Origin of the sequence: Streptomyces sp. NPDC005262 (assembly GCF_042872425.1) — a bacterium.
Taxonomy (GTDB): Bacteria; Actinomycetota; Actinomycetes; order Streptomycetales; family Streptomycetaceae; genus Streptomyces.
Genome location: NZ_JBIAKK010000013.1, coordinates 213807 through 228875, shown reverse-complemented (window position 1 = coordinate 228875; position 15069 = coordinate 213807). Strand labels below are relative to the sequence as shown.

At 68.4% G+C, this 15069-nt stretch carries 14 protein-coding genes and 1 riboswitch; of the genes, 11 read left to right on the top strand and 3 right to left on the bottom strand.

Annotated elements, in window-relative coordinates:
* Nucleotides 1–185 precede the first annotated feature (185 nt).
* The 10 genes from ACFYP5_RS28280 to ACFYP5_RS28235 all read left to right on the top strand — a co-directional run bounded on the left by ACFYP5_RS28280 (nucleotide 186) and on the right by ACFYP5_RS28235 (nucleotide 10095).
* Nucleotides 186–794: a CDP-alcohol phosphatidyltransferase family protein gene (locus ACFYP5_RS28280; RefSeq protein WP_389041260.1), complete on the top strand. Its 609-nt coding sequence runs from the start codon at nucleotides 186–188 to the stop codon at nucleotides 792–794.
* A 113-nt stretch (nucleotides 795–907) separates the two neighbouring features.
* Nucleotides 908–3403, top strand: a complete 2496-nt coding sequence (locus ACFYP5_RS28275; protein ID WP_389041258.1) for a sugar phosphate nucleotidyltransferase — start codon at nucleotides 908–910, stop codon at nucleotides 3401–3403.
* A 98-nt stretch (nucleotides 3404–3501) separates the two neighbouring features.
* Entirely contained in the window at nucleotides 3502–4422 is a 921-nt protein-coding gene (locus ACFYP5_RS28270) for a DUF881 domain-containing protein (protein WP_389041256.1), read from the top strand.
* Nucleotides 4419–4751, top strand: coding sequence for a small basic family protein (locus ACFYP5_RS28265; protein ID WP_003970459.1), 333 nt, complete (start codon nucleotides 4419–4421; stop codon nucleotides 4749–4751). Before ACFYP5_RS28270 ends, ACFYP5_RS28265 begins: the two co-directional genes overlap by 4 nt.
* Nucleotides 4752–4756: 5 nt before the next feature.
* The gene (locus ACFYP5_RS28260; RefSeq protein ID WP_389041254.1) at nucleotides 4757–5545 is read left to right on the top strand and encodes a DUF881 domain-containing protein; all 789 of its coding nucleotides are present in this window, start codon (nucleotides 4757–4759) and stop codon (nucleotides 5543–5545) included.
* A 190-nt stretch (nucleotides 5546–5735) separates the two neighbouring features.
* Complete coding sequence (locus tag ACFYP5_RS28255) at nucleotides 5736–6509, top strand: FHA domain-containing protein (protein ID WP_389041252.1); 774 nt, start codon at nucleotides 5736–5738, stop codon at nucleotides 6507–6509.
* A gap of 17 nt (nucleotides 6510–6526) precedes the next feature.
* Nucleotides 6527–7270 (top strand): MerR family transcriptional regulator, encoded by a 744-nt coding sequence (locus ACFYP5_RS28250; protein ID WP_389041250.1) that lies wholly within the window; start codon nucleotides 6527–6529, stop codon nucleotides 7268–7270.
* Nucleotides 7271–7323: 53 nt separating this feature from the next.
* Nucleotides 7324–7797 carry a bifunctional nuclease family protein gene (locus tag ACFYP5_RS28245; RefSeq protein ID WP_030921587.1) on the top strand — a complete coding sequence of 158 codons (474 nt, stop codon included), beginning with the start codon at nucleotides 7324–7326 and terminating at the stop codon, nucleotides 7795–7797.
* A 168-nt stretch (nucleotides 7798–7965) separates the two neighbouring features.
* The gene (locus ACFYP5_RS28240) at nucleotides 7966–8583 is read left to right on the top strand and encodes a MerR family transcriptional regulator (RefSeq protein ID WP_389041248.1); all 618 of its coding nucleotides are present in this window, start codon (nucleotides 7966–7968) and stop codon (nucleotides 8581–8583) included.
* Nucleotides 8584–8640: 57 nt separating this feature from the next.
* Nucleotides 8641–10095: a DNA polymerase IV gene (locus ACFYP5_RS28235; RefSeq protein WP_389041246.1), complete on the top strand. Its 1455-nt coding sequence runs from the start codon at nucleotides 8641–8643 to the stop codon at nucleotides 10093–10095.
* Here ACFYP5_RS28235 and ACFYP5_RS28230 read toward each other — a convergent pair.
* A complete protein-coding gene (locus tag ACFYP5_RS28230) occupies nucleotides 10020–10400 on the bottom strand; it encodes a PRC-barrel domain-containing protein (protein WP_030979528.1) in 381 nt (126 codons plus the stop codon). The two genes, ACFYP5_RS28235 and ACFYP5_RS28230, sit on opposite strands and share 76 nt — an antisense overlap.
* Before the next feature lie 101 nt (nucleotides 10401–10501).
* A riboswitch (glycine riboswitch) is annotated at nucleotides 10502–10599 on the top strand.
* 194 nt (nucleotides 10600–10793) lie between these two features.
* On the opposite strand from ACFYP5_RS28230, the gene gcvP reads away from it, so the two are divergent.
* Nucleotides 10794–13679: an aminomethyl-transferring glycine dehydrogenase gene (gene gcvP, locus ACFYP5_RS28225; protein WP_389041244.1), complete on the top strand. Its 2886-nt coding sequence runs from the start codon at nucleotides 10794–10796 to the stop codon at nucleotides 13677–13679.
* An 85-nt stretch (nucleotides 13680–13764) separates the two neighbouring features.
* Here the strand turns inward: gcvP and ACFYP5_RS28220 are convergent, their stop codons facing one another.
* Both ACFYP5_RS28220 and ACFYP5_RS28215 read right to left on the bottom strand, forming a co-directional pair.
* Nucleotides 13765–13971, bottom strand: coding sequence for a DUF5999 family protein (locus ACFYP5_RS28220; RefSeq protein ID WP_030921602.1), 207 nt, complete (start codon nucleotides 13969–13971; stop codon nucleotides 13765–13767).
* 320 nt (nucleotides 13972–14291) lie between these two features.
* Nucleotides 14292–14885, bottom strand: coding sequence for a hypothetical protein (locus tag ACFYP5_RS28215; protein ID WP_389041242.1), 594 nt, complete (start codon nucleotides 14883–14885; stop codon nucleotides 14292–14294).
* Nucleotides 14886–15069: the final 184 nt, after the last annotated feature.

The following is a 15069-nucleotide window of genomic DNA, read 5'->3' as shown; positions in this document are numbered from 1 at the left end:
CTGCAGGGGGGACCCTGTGGGAGAGTAGGACGCCGCCGAACAATTATTCCGGGAAAGCCCCGCACCTCTGGTGCGGGGCTTTTCTGCGTTTAGGGACGGACCGCTACCCCCGTGCATCTGCCGGCAGTGGCTGCGGGTAAGGTCAGGGGGCATCATTGGCACGTTCTTTCACAGGAGGCCCCCGGGTGGAGGTCCAGGAGACTCGGGTTCAGACGGACCGGGTCCTCACCATCCCCAACATCCTCAGCATGGCTCGCCTTGTCGGGGTACCGCTCTTCCTGTGGCTGATTCTTCGCCCCGAGTTCGGCGGACCGAAGAGCGATGGCTGGGCGCTGCTGGTACTGATGTTCAGCGGGATCAGCGACTACCTCGACGGTAAGCTCGCCCGCCGGTGGAACCAGATCAGCAGCCTCGGGCGACTCCTGGATCCGGCTGCCGACCGGCTGTACATCCTTTCGACCCTCGTCGGACTGACGTGGCGTGAGATCCTTCCGCTCTGGCTCACCGCGGCGCTCCTGGCACGTGAGCTGATGCTTCTCGTCATGGTGGGAATCCTCCGGCGCCACGGCTATCCGCCGCCCCAGGTGAACTTCCTGGGGAAGGCGGCTACCTTCAACCTGATGTACGCCTTCCCCTTGTTGCTGCTCAGTGATGCAAGTGGTTGGCTTGGATCGCTGGCTGCCATTTTCGGATGGGCGTTCGCAGGATGGGGTACAACGCTCTATTGGTGGGCAGGGATCCTCTACGTGGTTCAGGTCCGCCGGCTCGTCAAGGCGGATACACAAGCCGATTGAGCTCGTTTGATGCGGTGCCGCGCAGTGTGGCCGGTCCGCGGTGAAGTCTCAGGTGTTGCCCTGACGGGTGAAGTCGGCTAGACCGTCGTCTCTTCAAGGAGGACGTTTCCGACATGAAGGCCGTTGTGATGGCTGGTGGTGAAGGCACCCGCCTTCGCCCCATGACCTCGAGCATGCCCAAGCCCCTCCTGCCTGTCGCCAATCGGCCCATCATGGAGCATGTGCTGCGGCTGCTCAAGCGGCATGGGCTCAATGAGACCGTCGTGACCGTCCAGTTTCTCGCCTCTCTCGTCAAGAACTACTTCGGAGACGGCGAAGAGCTCGGGATGGAGCTCACCTATGCCAACGAGGAGAAACCTCTAGGTACCGCGGGGAGCGTGAAGAACGCCGAAGAGGCGTTGAAGGACGACACCTTCCTCGTCATTTCCGGTGATGCGCTCACCGACTTCGACCTCACCGATCTCATCGCCTTCCACAAGGAAAAGGGCGGGCTCGTCACGGTGTGCCTGACCCGGGTTCCCAATCCTCTGGAATTCGGAATCACCATTGTCGACGAGGGCGGCCAGGTCGAGCGTTTCCTGGAGAAGCCCACCTGGGGTCAGGTCTTCTCGGACACCGTCAACACGGGCATCTACGTGATGGAGCCCGAGGTCTTCGACTATGTCGAGGCCGATGTCTCGGTGGACTGGTCCGGTGACGTCTTCCCTCAGCTCATGAAGGAGGGCAAGCCGATCTACGGCTATGTCGCCGAGGGGTACTGGGAGGACGTGGGCACGCACGAGAGCTATGTGAAGGCCCAGGCCGACGTTCTTGAACGCAAGGTCGACGTCGAGATCGACGGTTTCGAGATCTCGCCCGGTGTATGGGTCGCGGAAGGCGCCGAGGTGCATCCTGACGCGGTTCTGCGCGGTCCCGTGTACATCGGGGACTACGCAAAGATCGAGGCCGGGGCCGAGCTTCGTGAGCACACGGTCGTCGGTTCGAACGTCGTCGTCAAGACGGGTGCCTTCCTGCACCGGGCAGTGATTCACGACAACGTCTACATCGGCCAGCACTGCAATCTGCGCGGATGCGTGGTCGGCAAGAACACCGACATCATGCGGGCGGCCCGCATCGAGGACGGCGCGGTCATCGGGGACGAGTGCCTGGTCGGTGAGGAATCGATCATTCAGGGCAATGTCCGGGTCTACCCCTTCAAGACCATCGAGGCCGGCGCCTTTGTCAATACGTCGGTGATCTGGGAGTCCCGCGGGCAGGCTCATCTCTTCGGCACCCGCGGTGTCTCGGGAATTCTGAACGTGGAAATCACGCCCGAACTCGCTGTGCGGCTGGCCGGTGCGTACGCCACCACCCTCAAAAAGGGTTCGACCGTCACCACCGCCCGCGACCACTCCCGAGGCGCACGTGCGCTGAAGCGAGCGGTCATCTCGGCGTTGCAGGCCAGCGCCATCGACGTACGGGACCTGGAGAACGTACCCCTGCCGGTCGCGCGTCAGCAGACCGCCAGGGGCAGCGCCGGTGGGATCATGATCCGTACCTCGCCCGGAGTGCCCGACTCGGTGGACATCATGTTCTTCGACGAGCGGGGAGCGGACCTGTCCCAGGCGCGCCAGCGCAAGCTGGACAGGGTCTACGCACGCCAGGAGTACCGGCGGGCCTTCCCGGGAGAGATCGGCGATCTGCACTTCCCGTCCAGCGTCTTCGACTCGTACACGGGATCGCTGCTGCGCAACGTCGACACCACCGGGATCGCCGCCGCAGGGCTCAAGGTCGTCGTGGACGCGTCCAACGGCAGCGCCGGGCTCGTGCTGCCCAGTCTGCTCGGGCGGCTCGGCGTGGACGCGCTGACGATCAACCCCGGTCTCGACGAATCACGGCCCACCGAGTCCGCCGACACCCGGCGGGCCGGTCTGGTGCGGCTCGGGGAGATCGTGTCCTCGGCGCGGGCCGCGTTCGGTGTGCGTTTCGACCCCGTCGGCGAGCGGCTCTCCCTGGTCGATGAGCGCGGCCGGATCGTGGAGGACGACCGGGCGCTGCTGGTGTTGCTCGACCTGGTGGCCGCCGAGCGGCGCAGCGGGCGCGTGGCGCTGCCGGTGACGACGACGCGAGTTGCCGAACAGGTGGCCGCCTACCACGGCACACAGGTGGAGTGGACGACGACGTCGCCCGACGATCTGACGCGTGTGGGACGGCAGGAAGGCACCATCTTCGGTGGAGACGGGCGCGGCGGCTTCATCGTTCCCGAATTCAGCAGCGTCTTCGACGGCTCGGCCGCCTTCGTACGGCTCATCGGGCTCGTCGCGAGGACACAGCTCACGCTCAGCCAGATCGACGCCCGCATCCCCCGCGCGCATGTCCTGCACCGTGATCTGGCCACGCCGTGGGCCGTCAAGGGGCTGGTCATGCGTCGTGTGGTGGAGGCCGCCGGCGACCGGGACGTCGACACCACCGACGGTGTGCGCGTCGTCGAGGCGGACGGTCGTTGGGTGATGGTGCTTCCGGACCCGGCCGAGGCCGTCACCCATTTGTGGGCGGAGGGCCCCGACGACGCATCGGCGCAGGCACTGCTCGACGAATGGTCGACGGTCGTGGACAGCGCAGGTCACTGACGTTTCGCTGGGTGCGTCGGGAAGCGGTGTGCCGCGGCTCCCGACGCAACGGTGGGGCCATTCGGCGGCAGCTGTTGCGACGTGCGACGATGTGCGGCATGTCGCAGCAGCCCCCCGATCGGAGTACGGCCTCACCCCCCGCGCGCCCTGACGCGTCCATGTCGCTGCTGACCAATGTGATGGACCACAGCCTGGACGACGGTTACGCGGAGGCCACCGCGCGCCGCAAGGCCGACGGGAGCGCGGGCATGCCCCGCACGCTGAAGGCGAAGCTGGGCCTTGCGGCGGGTCTTGTGCTCGCTGCTCTGGTGGTCACCCTCGGCGCCGCGGAGGCGCGCGTCTCGGCGCCAGTCCTTGCCAAGGAACGCGAGGAGCTCATCGACCGTATCGATGGAGAGACATCGGCGGCGGACAGTCTCGAGTCCCAGGTGGACAAGTTGCGGGGCGACGTGAGCGAGCGTCAACGTAAAGCGTTGGAAAAGCATGGTGGGGACCAGGGCGAGCTGGTGGCGCTGCTCTCCGGGGCGACCGCGGTGCAGGGGCCCGGTGTGAAGCTCGTCGTCGACGACGCGAAGGACACCGACCAGGGTGGTGGTGGACCGCGGGAGACCAGCGGTTTCGCCGATACGGGGCGGGTGCGCGACCGGGACCTGCAGCGGGTCGTCAACGGTCTGTGGCAGTCCGGGGCGGAAGCGATCGCCATCAACGGGCAGCGGCTGACAGCCCTGTCGGCCATCCGTGCCGCGGGCGACGCCATACTGGTCGACAACAGACCGCTCGTACCGCCGTACACGGTGCTTGCGGTGGGGGACGGGAAGCGGCTCAGTACCGCGTTCCAGGACAGTGCCGACGGGCAGTATCTGCAGGCGCTGAAGGACACGTTCTCCATCAGGACCAGCATCTCCGTCCAGGAGCAGGTGCGCCTTCCGGCCGCTCCGAGCCTGATCGTACGAACAGCAGAGCCGAAGGCCGCAGACACCGGCAGTGGTGCGGCAGACACAGGGAAGGGCACATCGTGATCGCCGTACTGGGCCTCGTCGTGGGAGTCGTGGTCGGACTGTTGGTCCGGCCCGAGGTGCCGGCGGTGGTCGAGCCCTATCTTCCGATCGCTGTCGTGGCTGCGCTGGACGCGGTCTTCGGCGGCCTGCGGGCCATGCTCGACGGCATCTTCGTCGACAAGGTCTTCGTGGTGTCGTTCCTCTCGAACGTCGTCGTGGCAGCCCTGATCGTGTTCCTGGGCGACAAGCTGGGTGTGGGGGCCCAGCTCTCCACCGGTGTGGTGGTCGTGCTCGGCATCCGGATCTTCTCCAACGCCGCGGCTATCCGCCGGCACGTCTTCCGGGCCTGAAGCCGATGAGCGACGAAGAATTTCCCCGTGACACCGAGCGCACCGGCGAGCCGCCGGCCGGCGCCCCCGAGGAGCTCACCGGGCGCCGGCGGCTCATCGCCGCCGTGTGGCCGCCCCGGGTGACCCGGGCTCAACTCATCGTGGCGCTGCTGCTGTTCGTCCTCGGCCTGGGGCTGGCGATCCAGGTGCGGTCGAACAGCGACAACAGCGCACTGCGCGGCGCTCGCCAGGAGGACCTGGTCCGCATCCTCGATGAACTGGACGACCGTACGCAGCGCCTTGAAGACGAGAAGCAGCGTCTGGACGATCAGCGGACAGAGCTCGAGAACAGTTCGGACCAGGCTGAGGAAGCGCGTAAGCAGACAGTGGAAAAGGAGCGGCAACTCGGTATCCTCGCGGGCACCGTGGCGGCGCACGGGCCCGGGATCACGCTGACGGTCAACGACCCGGGCGGCGCGGTGGAGCCGGACATGCTGCTCGACGCACTGCAGGAGCTGCGTGCGGCCGGCGCCGAGGCGATCGAGGTCAACGGGGTGAGGGTGGTTGCCAATACGTACTTCTCCGGTGACGGCGGTGACATCAAGGTCGACGACCGGCACATCTCCGCGCCGTACGTCTTCGACGTCATCGGCAAGCCGCAGGACCTGGAGCCGGCGCTGAACATCCCAGGCGGCGTCGTACAGACGCTGGAGAAGGAGCAGGCCACCGTGCATGTGGCACAGGCTGACGACATCGTGGTGGATGCCTTGCGACCGGCGAAGCGGCCTGACTACGCTCGGTCGTCCTCCCAGTGACGCCGGCGGGTACGGGGGGCGAAGGACACAGGCACGAGGTTGCGGGGGGTCGCCGCATCGTAATGGTGACGCGTGGTGGAAACTGTCGAGTGACTACGGACGTTGTGAAGATGTCCGGGTCGGCAGGTGTGTTCATTCAGGGTTCGTCCTGCCCCACGGGCGGGTCTATTTCGGTCAAGGGGAATCGCCCGTGAAGTTGTTTGGGAAGTTGTTCGGCAAGAGCGCACGCGATGAAGCTGCCCGCCATCGCGCACCGCGCCATGGCCAGGCCGATGAGCAGGGCACGGAACGCCCGCTCTTCCGCGACGAGGTGGCGGGTGCGGGCGGCGACATTTCGGGTGGTTCCGGCGCGTCGTCTGTTGACCCTGCCGGTGCGGGCCGCATAGGTTTCGGAGATCCATCGACCTCAAGTACGGGTGGAGGGTTCGCGTCCATGCCGGTCTGTACGAGGTGCGGTCATCGCAACGCCGAGGCCAGTCGTTTCTGCTCCAACTGTGGTGCGCCGCTGAGGGGTGGTGCTCCGTCCGAGCGCCCCTCGGAGACGACCTCGACCATTTCCATCTCCGGTCTCGAGGCGTACGAGGCGGAAGCCACGGGGCAGACGTCCGTGCCGTCCCTCTCTCCCGAGGCACAGGCCGCCGTCGACGCCCTGCCGCTCGGCTCGGCGCTCCTGGTGGTGCGTCGCGGTCCGAACTCCGGCAGCCGCTTCCTGCTGGACAGCGAGCTGACCACGGCCGGCCGCCACCCGCAGAGCGACATCTTCCTCGACGACGTGACGGTCTCGCGCCGCCATGTGGAGTTCCGCCGGAACCCCGACGGCAGCTTCACGGTCGAGGACGTCGGCAGTCTCAACGGCACGTACGTCAATCGTGAGCGCATCGACTCCGTCGCGCTGTCCAACGGCGACGAAGTGCAGATCGGGAAGTACCGGCTGGTCTTCTACGCGAGCCAGCGGGGCATCTGACCCGTCAGGGAAGGTCCATGCTGAGAACACCGACGGGCGGTGCCGGTCACGGCACCGCCACCGCCGCCGACCGTGCGATGAGTATCGGCGCGGTGCTCCTGCAGCTGCGGGACGAATTTCCCGAAGTCACCATCTCCAAGATTCGTTTTCTGGAGGCCGAGGGTCTCGTCGAGCCGCAGCGGACGCCTTCCGGATACCGGAAGTTCCGGCCCGACGACGTCGAGCGGCTGGCACAGGTGCTCCGGATGCAGCGGGACCACTATCTCCCGCTGAAGGTCATCCGGGAGCACCTGGACGCCCTCGCCCGCGGTGAACAGGCGTCCCTGCCGTCCGCGGGCGGGCAGCGGGACCTGACCGACGGTTCCGGCGACGCCGAGTCCGGGCGGGCGACCGCGGCGCGGATCGGCCGCGCGGAGCTGCTGGCAGCGGCCGAGGTCACCGAGAGCGAGCTCGAGGAGTGGGAGTCGTACGGCCTTGTCGCTCCGACGGCGGAAGGCGGCTACGACGCCGAGACGGTGACCGTGGCCAAACTTGTGGCGGATCTGGGTCGATTCGGTCTCGAACCGCGTCATCTGCGGGCCATGCGAGGGGCTGCGGAGCGTGAGGCCGGGCTGATCGAGCAGGTGGTCGCTCCCTTGCGCCGGCACCGGAATCCGCAGACCAGAGCCCATGCGGAGGCCACGGTGAAGGAGCTCGCGGAGCTGTCCGTACGGCTTCATTCGGCCTTCGTGCAGACCGCTCTGCGGATCCGACTCCACTGATCACGGGGGAGCCCGACTACCCAAACCTGCCGAGCACGTCCTAGGGTTGCTGTGTGAACGAGCTCGACGTTGTGGGTGTCCGGGTGGAAATGCCCTCCAACCAACCGATCGTGCTCCTGCGTGAAGTGGGAGGCGACCGGTACCTCCCCATTTGGATCGGTCCTGGTGAGGCGACCGCGATCGCCTTCGCCCAGCAGGGCATGGCTCCGGCCAGGCCGCTGACCCATGATCTCTTCAAGGATGTGCTCGAGGCCCTCGGCCAGGAGCTCACCGAGGTCCGCATCACGGACCTCCGGGAAGGGGTCTTCTACGCGGAGCTGGTCTTCGCCGGCGGGGTGGAGGTGAGCGCGCGTCCGTCCGACGCCATAGCGCTCGCGCTGCGCACCGGCACGCCGATCTACGGCAGTGACGGGGTGCTCGACGACGCGGGTATCGCCATCCCGGACGAGCAGGAGGACGAGGTCGAGAAGTTCCGGGAGTTCCTCGACCAGATCTCACCGGAGGACTTCGGTACCAACAGCCAGTGACCGTCCTGCGGAGGTTCCGTCACCGCATCCGGCAAGCCATTCCCGGGAATGGGACACGGGAAACCACCCTCAGGGTGATTATCACCCGGCGTGCCGAGTGTGGCGATCGTTGACGCACCCCGAGTGACTGCCTACCTTCGAGATGGCAGGTCAAGGACGGAGGTCGGCGTGAGAAACAGCGGCGACGGTACGGCAGCGGGTGGGCCGTATCTGCAGCACGGAAGTACAGCCGGCCACACCATCAGGCAACCGGTCCAACCGGCGGCGATGGCAGGGGACGGTACGGCAGCGGCCGGCGACATCGGATATCGAGGGCCGACGGCGTGCGCGGCGGCCGGGATCACCTATCGGCAGCTCGACTACTGGGCGCGGACAGGGCTCGTCGAGCCGAGCGTGCGCCCCGCCTACGGATCGGGCACGCAGCGCCTCTACAGCTTCAGGGACGTCGTCCTGCTGAAGATCGTGAAGCGCTTCCTGGACACCGGTGTGGCGCTGCAGAACATCCGCACCACGGTCCAGCATCTGCGCGCCCGGGGGTTCCAGGATCTGGAGCGGATGACGCTCATGAGCGACGGTGCGACGGTCTACGAGTGCTCCTCGCCCGACGAGGTCGTGGATCTGCTCCAGGGGGGCCAGGGGGTCTTCGGCATCGCCGTCGGCGTGGTGTGGCGGGACGTCGACGTCGCACTGTCGCAGCTGCACGGCGAGCGGGTGGACACCGGTGAGACGTTGGTCGGCAACAACCCCACCGACGAGCTTGCCCGGCGGCGCAACCGCGCTGTCTGACCGCGTGCGGATCAGGGGTGCGGCGATTGTCAGTGCCGTAGGGCAGCATCGATTGATGTGAGAGCCGCGCCCACCATCCTCCATCTCGACATGGATGCCTTCTACGCCTCTGCGGAGCAGGCGGCGAAGCCCAGCCTGCGTGGCAAGCCGGTCGTGGTGGGCGGGCTGGGGCCGCGCGGGGTCGTCGCCACCGCGTCGTACGAGGCCCGGCGGTTCGGGGTGCACTCGGCGATGCCGACGGCCCAGGCCCGGCGTCTGGCACCCAACGCCGCGTACCTGGTGCCACGCTTCCTGCTGTACCGGACGGTCAGCGACCAGGTGATGGAGCTGCTCGGGCGGCTCTCACCGCTGGTGGAGCCGCTCAGCCTGGACGAGGCCTTTGTCGATCTGGAGGCCGGCGGGGTGGCAGACGACTCGGCCTCGGCACGGGCCGTCGGTGAGCAGCTGCGGGACGCCATCAGAGCCGTCACCGGCCTCACCGGCTCGGTGGGCCTGGCGGGCTCGAAGATGCTGGCCAAGATCGCCTCGGAGGAGGCCAAGCCGAACGGGCTGCTGCTCATCGAGCCGGGCACCGAGCGCGAGCTGCTCGCGCCGATGTCCGTGCGGATCCTGCCCGGCGTCGGACCGGCCACCGGGGACCATCTGCGACGCGCCGGGATGACCACGGTCGACGACCTGGCCGAGGCCGGGGAGGCGGAGCTCGTACGGCTGCTCGGCAAGGCCCACGGCGTCTCACTGCACCGCATGGCCCTCGGGTACGACAACCGCCCCGTCGTGGCGGAGCGCGACGCGAAGTCGGTCTCGGTCGAGGACACCTTCGACATGGACCTGCACGACCGGGTCCGGGTCAGGACGGAGGTCGACCGGCTGGCCGACCGGTGTGTGCAGCGGCTGCGGGCCGCGGAGCGGTCGGGACGGACCGTGGTGCTGAAGGTCCGCAGGTACGACTTCTCGACGCTCACGCGGTCCGAGACGCTGCGGGGGCCCACGGACGACCCCGCGGTGGTCAGAGAGGCGGCCGCGCGGCTCCTGGAGGCCGTGGACACCACCGGAGGCGTACGGCTCCTCGGTGTGGGCGTCACGGGGCTCGCCGACTACACCCAGGAGGATCTCTTCGCGCAGGCGGCCGGTGAGCGGGCCGCGCCCGCCGACCCGGCCACCGAGGACCCGGGCCCCGGCGAGCACGGGGACGTGTCGGCGGCCGGTGCACCGGAGCAGGAGACCCCCGAGCAGCTCGCGGCCCGGCGCTGGCCCGCCGGGCACGACGTACGCCATGACACCTACGGTCACGGATGGGTGCAGGGCAGCGGGGTGGGCCGCGTGACAGTGCGGTTCGAGGAACCGGAGTCGCCGCCCGGCCGGGTGCGCACGTTCCGTATCGACGATCCGGAGCTGTCGCCCGCGGATCCGTTGCCACTGGTGCGCGATCCCGTGGACTACTCGTCCTGGCCGGCCAGCCTGCCGAAGTCGCGGTCCGGTCCAGGCTCCTCGGGCGGCGAGTCCAGACCGTAGTGCCGGTAGAGCTGAAGCTCCTGTTCCGGCGAGAGATGGCGGCCCACGCCGAAGTCGGGTGCGTCCTTGATCAGTGCGCGGTCGAACGGGATGCGGAGCGAATCGTCGACGAATTCGCTGGGCTCCAGCGGGACGAAGGCGTCCCTGCTGAACAGTCCGGTGCGTACGGCGGCCCACTCGGGGACGCCGGTCGCGTCGTCGAGATACACCTCGTCGATGGTGCCTATCTTGGTGCCCTTGCGGTCGAACGCCTTGCGGCCGATCAGGCTCCGCGGATCGATGTCGGTCTGCACGGTCCCTCCCATTGGTCGCGGCTACTCCACAGGCACTACGAAAGTGCAGATCCGGGGCTTCGGCCACTCGAGACTTCCGAGACGAAGCCCGCTGGTAGGCTGGCTATGGCCGCTGACCCCGTGCGGGAGAGTCCTCCGGAGCAAATCCGGCAGGCGCCGAAGGAGCAAATCCTCCCCGGAATCTCTCAGGCCCCCGTACCGCACGGACGAGGTCACTCTGGAAAGCAGGGCGGGTTTCGTGGCGGCTGACGCCGGGACGGATCCCTACCTCACCGACGGTGAAAGTCGGTACGCCGCAAGGCGGACCGGTGAAGCTCTCAGGTTGAGATGACAGAGGGGGAGGCCGTCCGGGCACCCGCGCCGCGGTGCCCCTCGCAGGTCGTGACAGACCAGGAGGCCTCCACCATGACCCCCCGTCGCACTCCGCTCTCCCAGCTGGAGCAGGGCATCCCCTTCGAACAGCGCCACATCGGACCCGATGCCGAGGCGCAGGCGAAGATGCTCGCCCAGGTCGGTTACGGCTCGCTCGACGACCTGACCGCGGCCGCGGTGCCCGACGTCATCAAGAGCGCGGAGGCGCTGCAGCTGCCGACGGCCCGCACCGAGGCCGAGGTCCTGGCCGAGTTGCGCTCCCTCGCCGACCGCAACCAGGTCCTCGCCCCGATGATCGGGCTCGGCTACTACGGCACCTTCACCCCGCCGGTGATCCTTCGCAACGTCATGGAGAACCCTGCCTGGTACACGGCCTACACCCCGTACCAGCCGGAGATCTCGCAGGGCCGGCTCGAGGCCCTCCTGAACTTCCAGACGATGGTCGCCGAGCTGACCGGGCTGCCCACCTCCGGCGCCTCGCTGCTCGACGAGGGCACAGCGGCCGCCGAGGCCATGGCACTCGCACGGCGCGTCGGCAAGGTCAAGAACGGCGTCTTCCTGGTCGACGCGGACACCCTGCCGCAGACCATCGCCGTGATAGAGACCCGCGCCGAGCCGACCGGTGTCGAGGTGGTCGTCGCCGACCTCGGCGAGGGCATCCCCGCCGACATCGCCGAGCGCGGTGTGTTCGGCCTGCTGCTCCAGTACCCGGGTGCCTCCGGCGCCGTCCGGGACATCAAGCCCGTCATCGAGCAGGCCCATGAGCTCGGTGCCATCGTCACCGTCGCCGCCGACCTGCTGGCCCTGACCCTCCTCACCTCGCCCGGCGACCTCGGCGCGGACATCGCCGTCGGCACCACGCAGCGCTTCGGCGTGCCGATGGGCTTCGGCGGACCGCACGCGGGCTTCATGGCCGTGCGCGAGAAGTTCGCCCGCAGCCTGCCCGGACGCCTCGTCGGTGTCTCCGTCGACGCGGACGGCAACAAGGCGTACCGCCTCGCCCTGCAGACCCGTGAGCAGCACATCCGCCGTGAGAAGGCCACCAGCAACATCTGTACCGCACAGGTGCTGCTCGCCGTCATGGCGGGGATGTACGCCGTCTACCACGGCCCCGACGGGCTGCGGACGATCGCGCGGCGCACGCACCGTTACGCCGCGATCCTGGCCGAGGGCCTGCGGGCCGCCTCCATCGACGTCGAGACCGACGCCTACTTCGACACGCTCACCGTGCGCGTCCCGGGCAGGGCCGCCGAGGTCGTCGCCGACGCCCGTGAGCGCGGTGTCAACCTGCGGTTCGTCGACGCCGACCTGGTCTCCCTCGCCTGCGACGAGACCACCACCCGTGCGCAGATCGCCGCCGTGTGGGCCGCCTTCGGCACCGACGGCGACATCGAGGCGCTGGACGGTGCGGCCGCCGACGCGCTGCCCGAGTCCCTGCTGCGCACCGATGCATTCCTCAAGCACCCGGTCTTCCACCAGCACCGCTCCGAGACCGCGATGCTCCGCTACCTGCGCAAGCTCGCCGACCGTGACTACGCGCTGGACCGCGGCATGATTCCGCTCGGCTCCTGCACCATGAAGCTGAACGCGACCGCCGAGATGGAGTCGATCACCTGGCCGGAATTCGGCGCGCTCCACCCGTTCGCGCCGGCCGAGCAGGCGGAGGGTTTCCTCACGCTCATCCGTGAGCTGGAGGAGCGCCTCGCCGAGGTCACCGGATACGACGCGGTCTCCCTTCAGCCGAACGCGGGCTCGCAGGGCGAGTTCGCGGGCCTGCTGGCCGTGCGCGCGTACCACCGGGCCAACGGCGACGACCAGCGGACCGTCTGCCTCATCCCGTCCTCCGCGCACGGCACCAACGCCGCGAGCGCCGTGATGGCGGGCATGAAGGTCGTCGTGGTGAAGACCGCCGACGACGGTGAGGTCGACGTCGCGGACCTCCGCGCCAAGATCCAGCAGTACCGCGACGAGCTGGCCGTGCTCATGATCACGTACCCGTCGACGCACGGCGTCTTCGAGGAGCACGTCGCCGACATCTGCGCCGAGGTGCACGACGCTGGCGGTCAGGTGTACGTCGACGGCGCCAACCTCAACGCACTCGTCGGCCTCGCCAAGCCGGGCCGGTTCGGCGGCGATGTCTCGCACCTGAACCTGCACAAGACCTTCTGCATCCCGCACGGCGGCGGCGGCCCGGGCGTAGGCCCGGTCGGTGTCCGCGCACACCTTGCGCCGTACCTCCCGAACCACCCGCTGCAGCCCGCCGCGGGCCCCGAGACAGGTGTCGGACCGATCTCGGCCGCTCCGTGGGGCTCGGCCGGCATTCTGCCGATCTCGTGGGCCTACGTACGTCTGATGGGCGGCGAGGGCCTGAAGCGCGCGACGCAGGTCGCCGTACTCGCCGCCAACTACATCGCCAAGCGTCTGGAACCGCACTACCCGATCCTGTACACCGGCCCGGCCGGACTCGTCGCGCACGAGTGCATCGTGGATCTGCGGCCGATCTCCAAGGCGACCGGTGTCAGTGTCGACGACATCGCCAAGCGCCTGGTCGACTACGGGTTCCACGCGCCGACCATGTCCTTCCCGGTGGCCGGGACGCTGATGATCGAGCCGACGGAGAGCGAGGACCTTGCCGAGCTCGACCGGTTCTGCGACACGATGATCGCCATTCGCCACGAGGTCGAGAAGGTCGCCTCCGGTGAGTGGAGCACGGACGACAACCCGCTCGCCAACGCCCCCCACACGGCCGCCATGCTCGGCGGGGAGTGGAAGCACGGCTACAGCCGCGAGGAGGCCGTCTTCCCGGCCGGGGTCTCGGCCGCCGACAAGTACTGGCCGCCGGTGCGCCGGATCGACGGTGCGTTCGGTGACCGTAACCTCGTCTGCTCCTGCCCGCCGCTGGACGAGTACGACAACTGACTCACCCGTCGGGTGTGACGCGGACATGCGTCGGGGCCGGTGCGGAGATCTTCTCCGGGCCGGCCCCCGTTCGTACGGGCCGCGGTCAGGCGGCCTTCATCACCTGGCCGGTTCCCAGTGGCCGGTGCGGGGCGATGATCTGCCCGTCCGGGAGCAGCTCACCGGTGTCCTCGAAGAGCAGGACTCCGTTGCACAGCAGGCTCCAGCCCTGTTCCGGGTGGTGAGCCATCAGGCGGGCAGCCTCCCGGTCGGCTGAGTCGGCGGTCGGGCAGGGTGGCTGGTGCTGGCACATGGGTGGGTTCTTTCGCTGCGTCGTAGTGAGTGTCCTGCGGCTTGATGAGGTGTTCATGGCCGCCCCCCGTATCAATCGGTCCGGTCCCAGTGTTGCCCCACGGGCGTCAATCCGCAGGGATTTCGCGGCAGCACTTCTCCTACTCCCATGACGCATCACCCGGCCGGACGGTTCAACACAACTGCACTGTCCCTTCGGGTGGTTCGGGGTAGCCGGACCGGACTAGTCCGGATGGCCTCGGAGTGCGTACGAGCAGTACTGTGCCCCGCCACCGGAAACGGCGACGGGGCACAGCAATGCGAGCCGGAGGCGGGCTGTGGTCAGGCCGGTGAACCGAGCAGGGGACCGGGGCCAGGGGTGATACGCAGCGTCATCACGGGGAGCAGATCGGCGACCCGGTGCGGGCGGTGTGCCGCGATGCCGGGCGGGGCGGGAGCCAGCGGTACCAGAAGGTCGGTGGGAGCGAGGGCTCCGCCGGACGCGGCGGCCTCGATGTCCTCGTGCAGCCACAGTGTGAGCATGTAGAGCTCTGGGATGGAGAGCAGGCGTGGCTGATAGTGCGGTGTCAGTGGCTCCGCCTGGCGCAGGGCGAGTTCGGTCGAGGTGATGTACGGACCCTCGAAGAAGTGCGAGAAGGTCCACCCGTCCGGGGTGAGCATGGTGTCCGCCGCGGCGACGGCCCGCTCCGAACTACGGATCAGGAAGCGCCACGCGGCCAGCCTGGTGCGTGGTGCGAGCCCGCTCGGGCCGATCCGGTCCAGCACATGGACGGGGAGCGGGAGTTCGGGGCTCAGCGGTCCCTGGACGGACCGGAGAGCCGGGGTGCGGGCCTCGCGGACTGCGGTGGGTGAACCGAGTGCCGCGAGGACGCTGCGCAGGGCGGGCGCGGGAGCCGGAGGTACGTGCAGCGGCATAGTGGGTCGCCTCTCACTTCGGAGACACGGTGATGCGTGGGCGGGTGCAGACGGCGCTGTCGGCGTGCGGGGCCAGAGGAGGCCGGTGACTGGGCCGGTGCGTCAACTCTCTGCCTCGTCCGCGGAGTTTATACGACAGGTGTTCACACGGTGTTTCCGCTAGCCGCCTCATGTATTGCCGGCA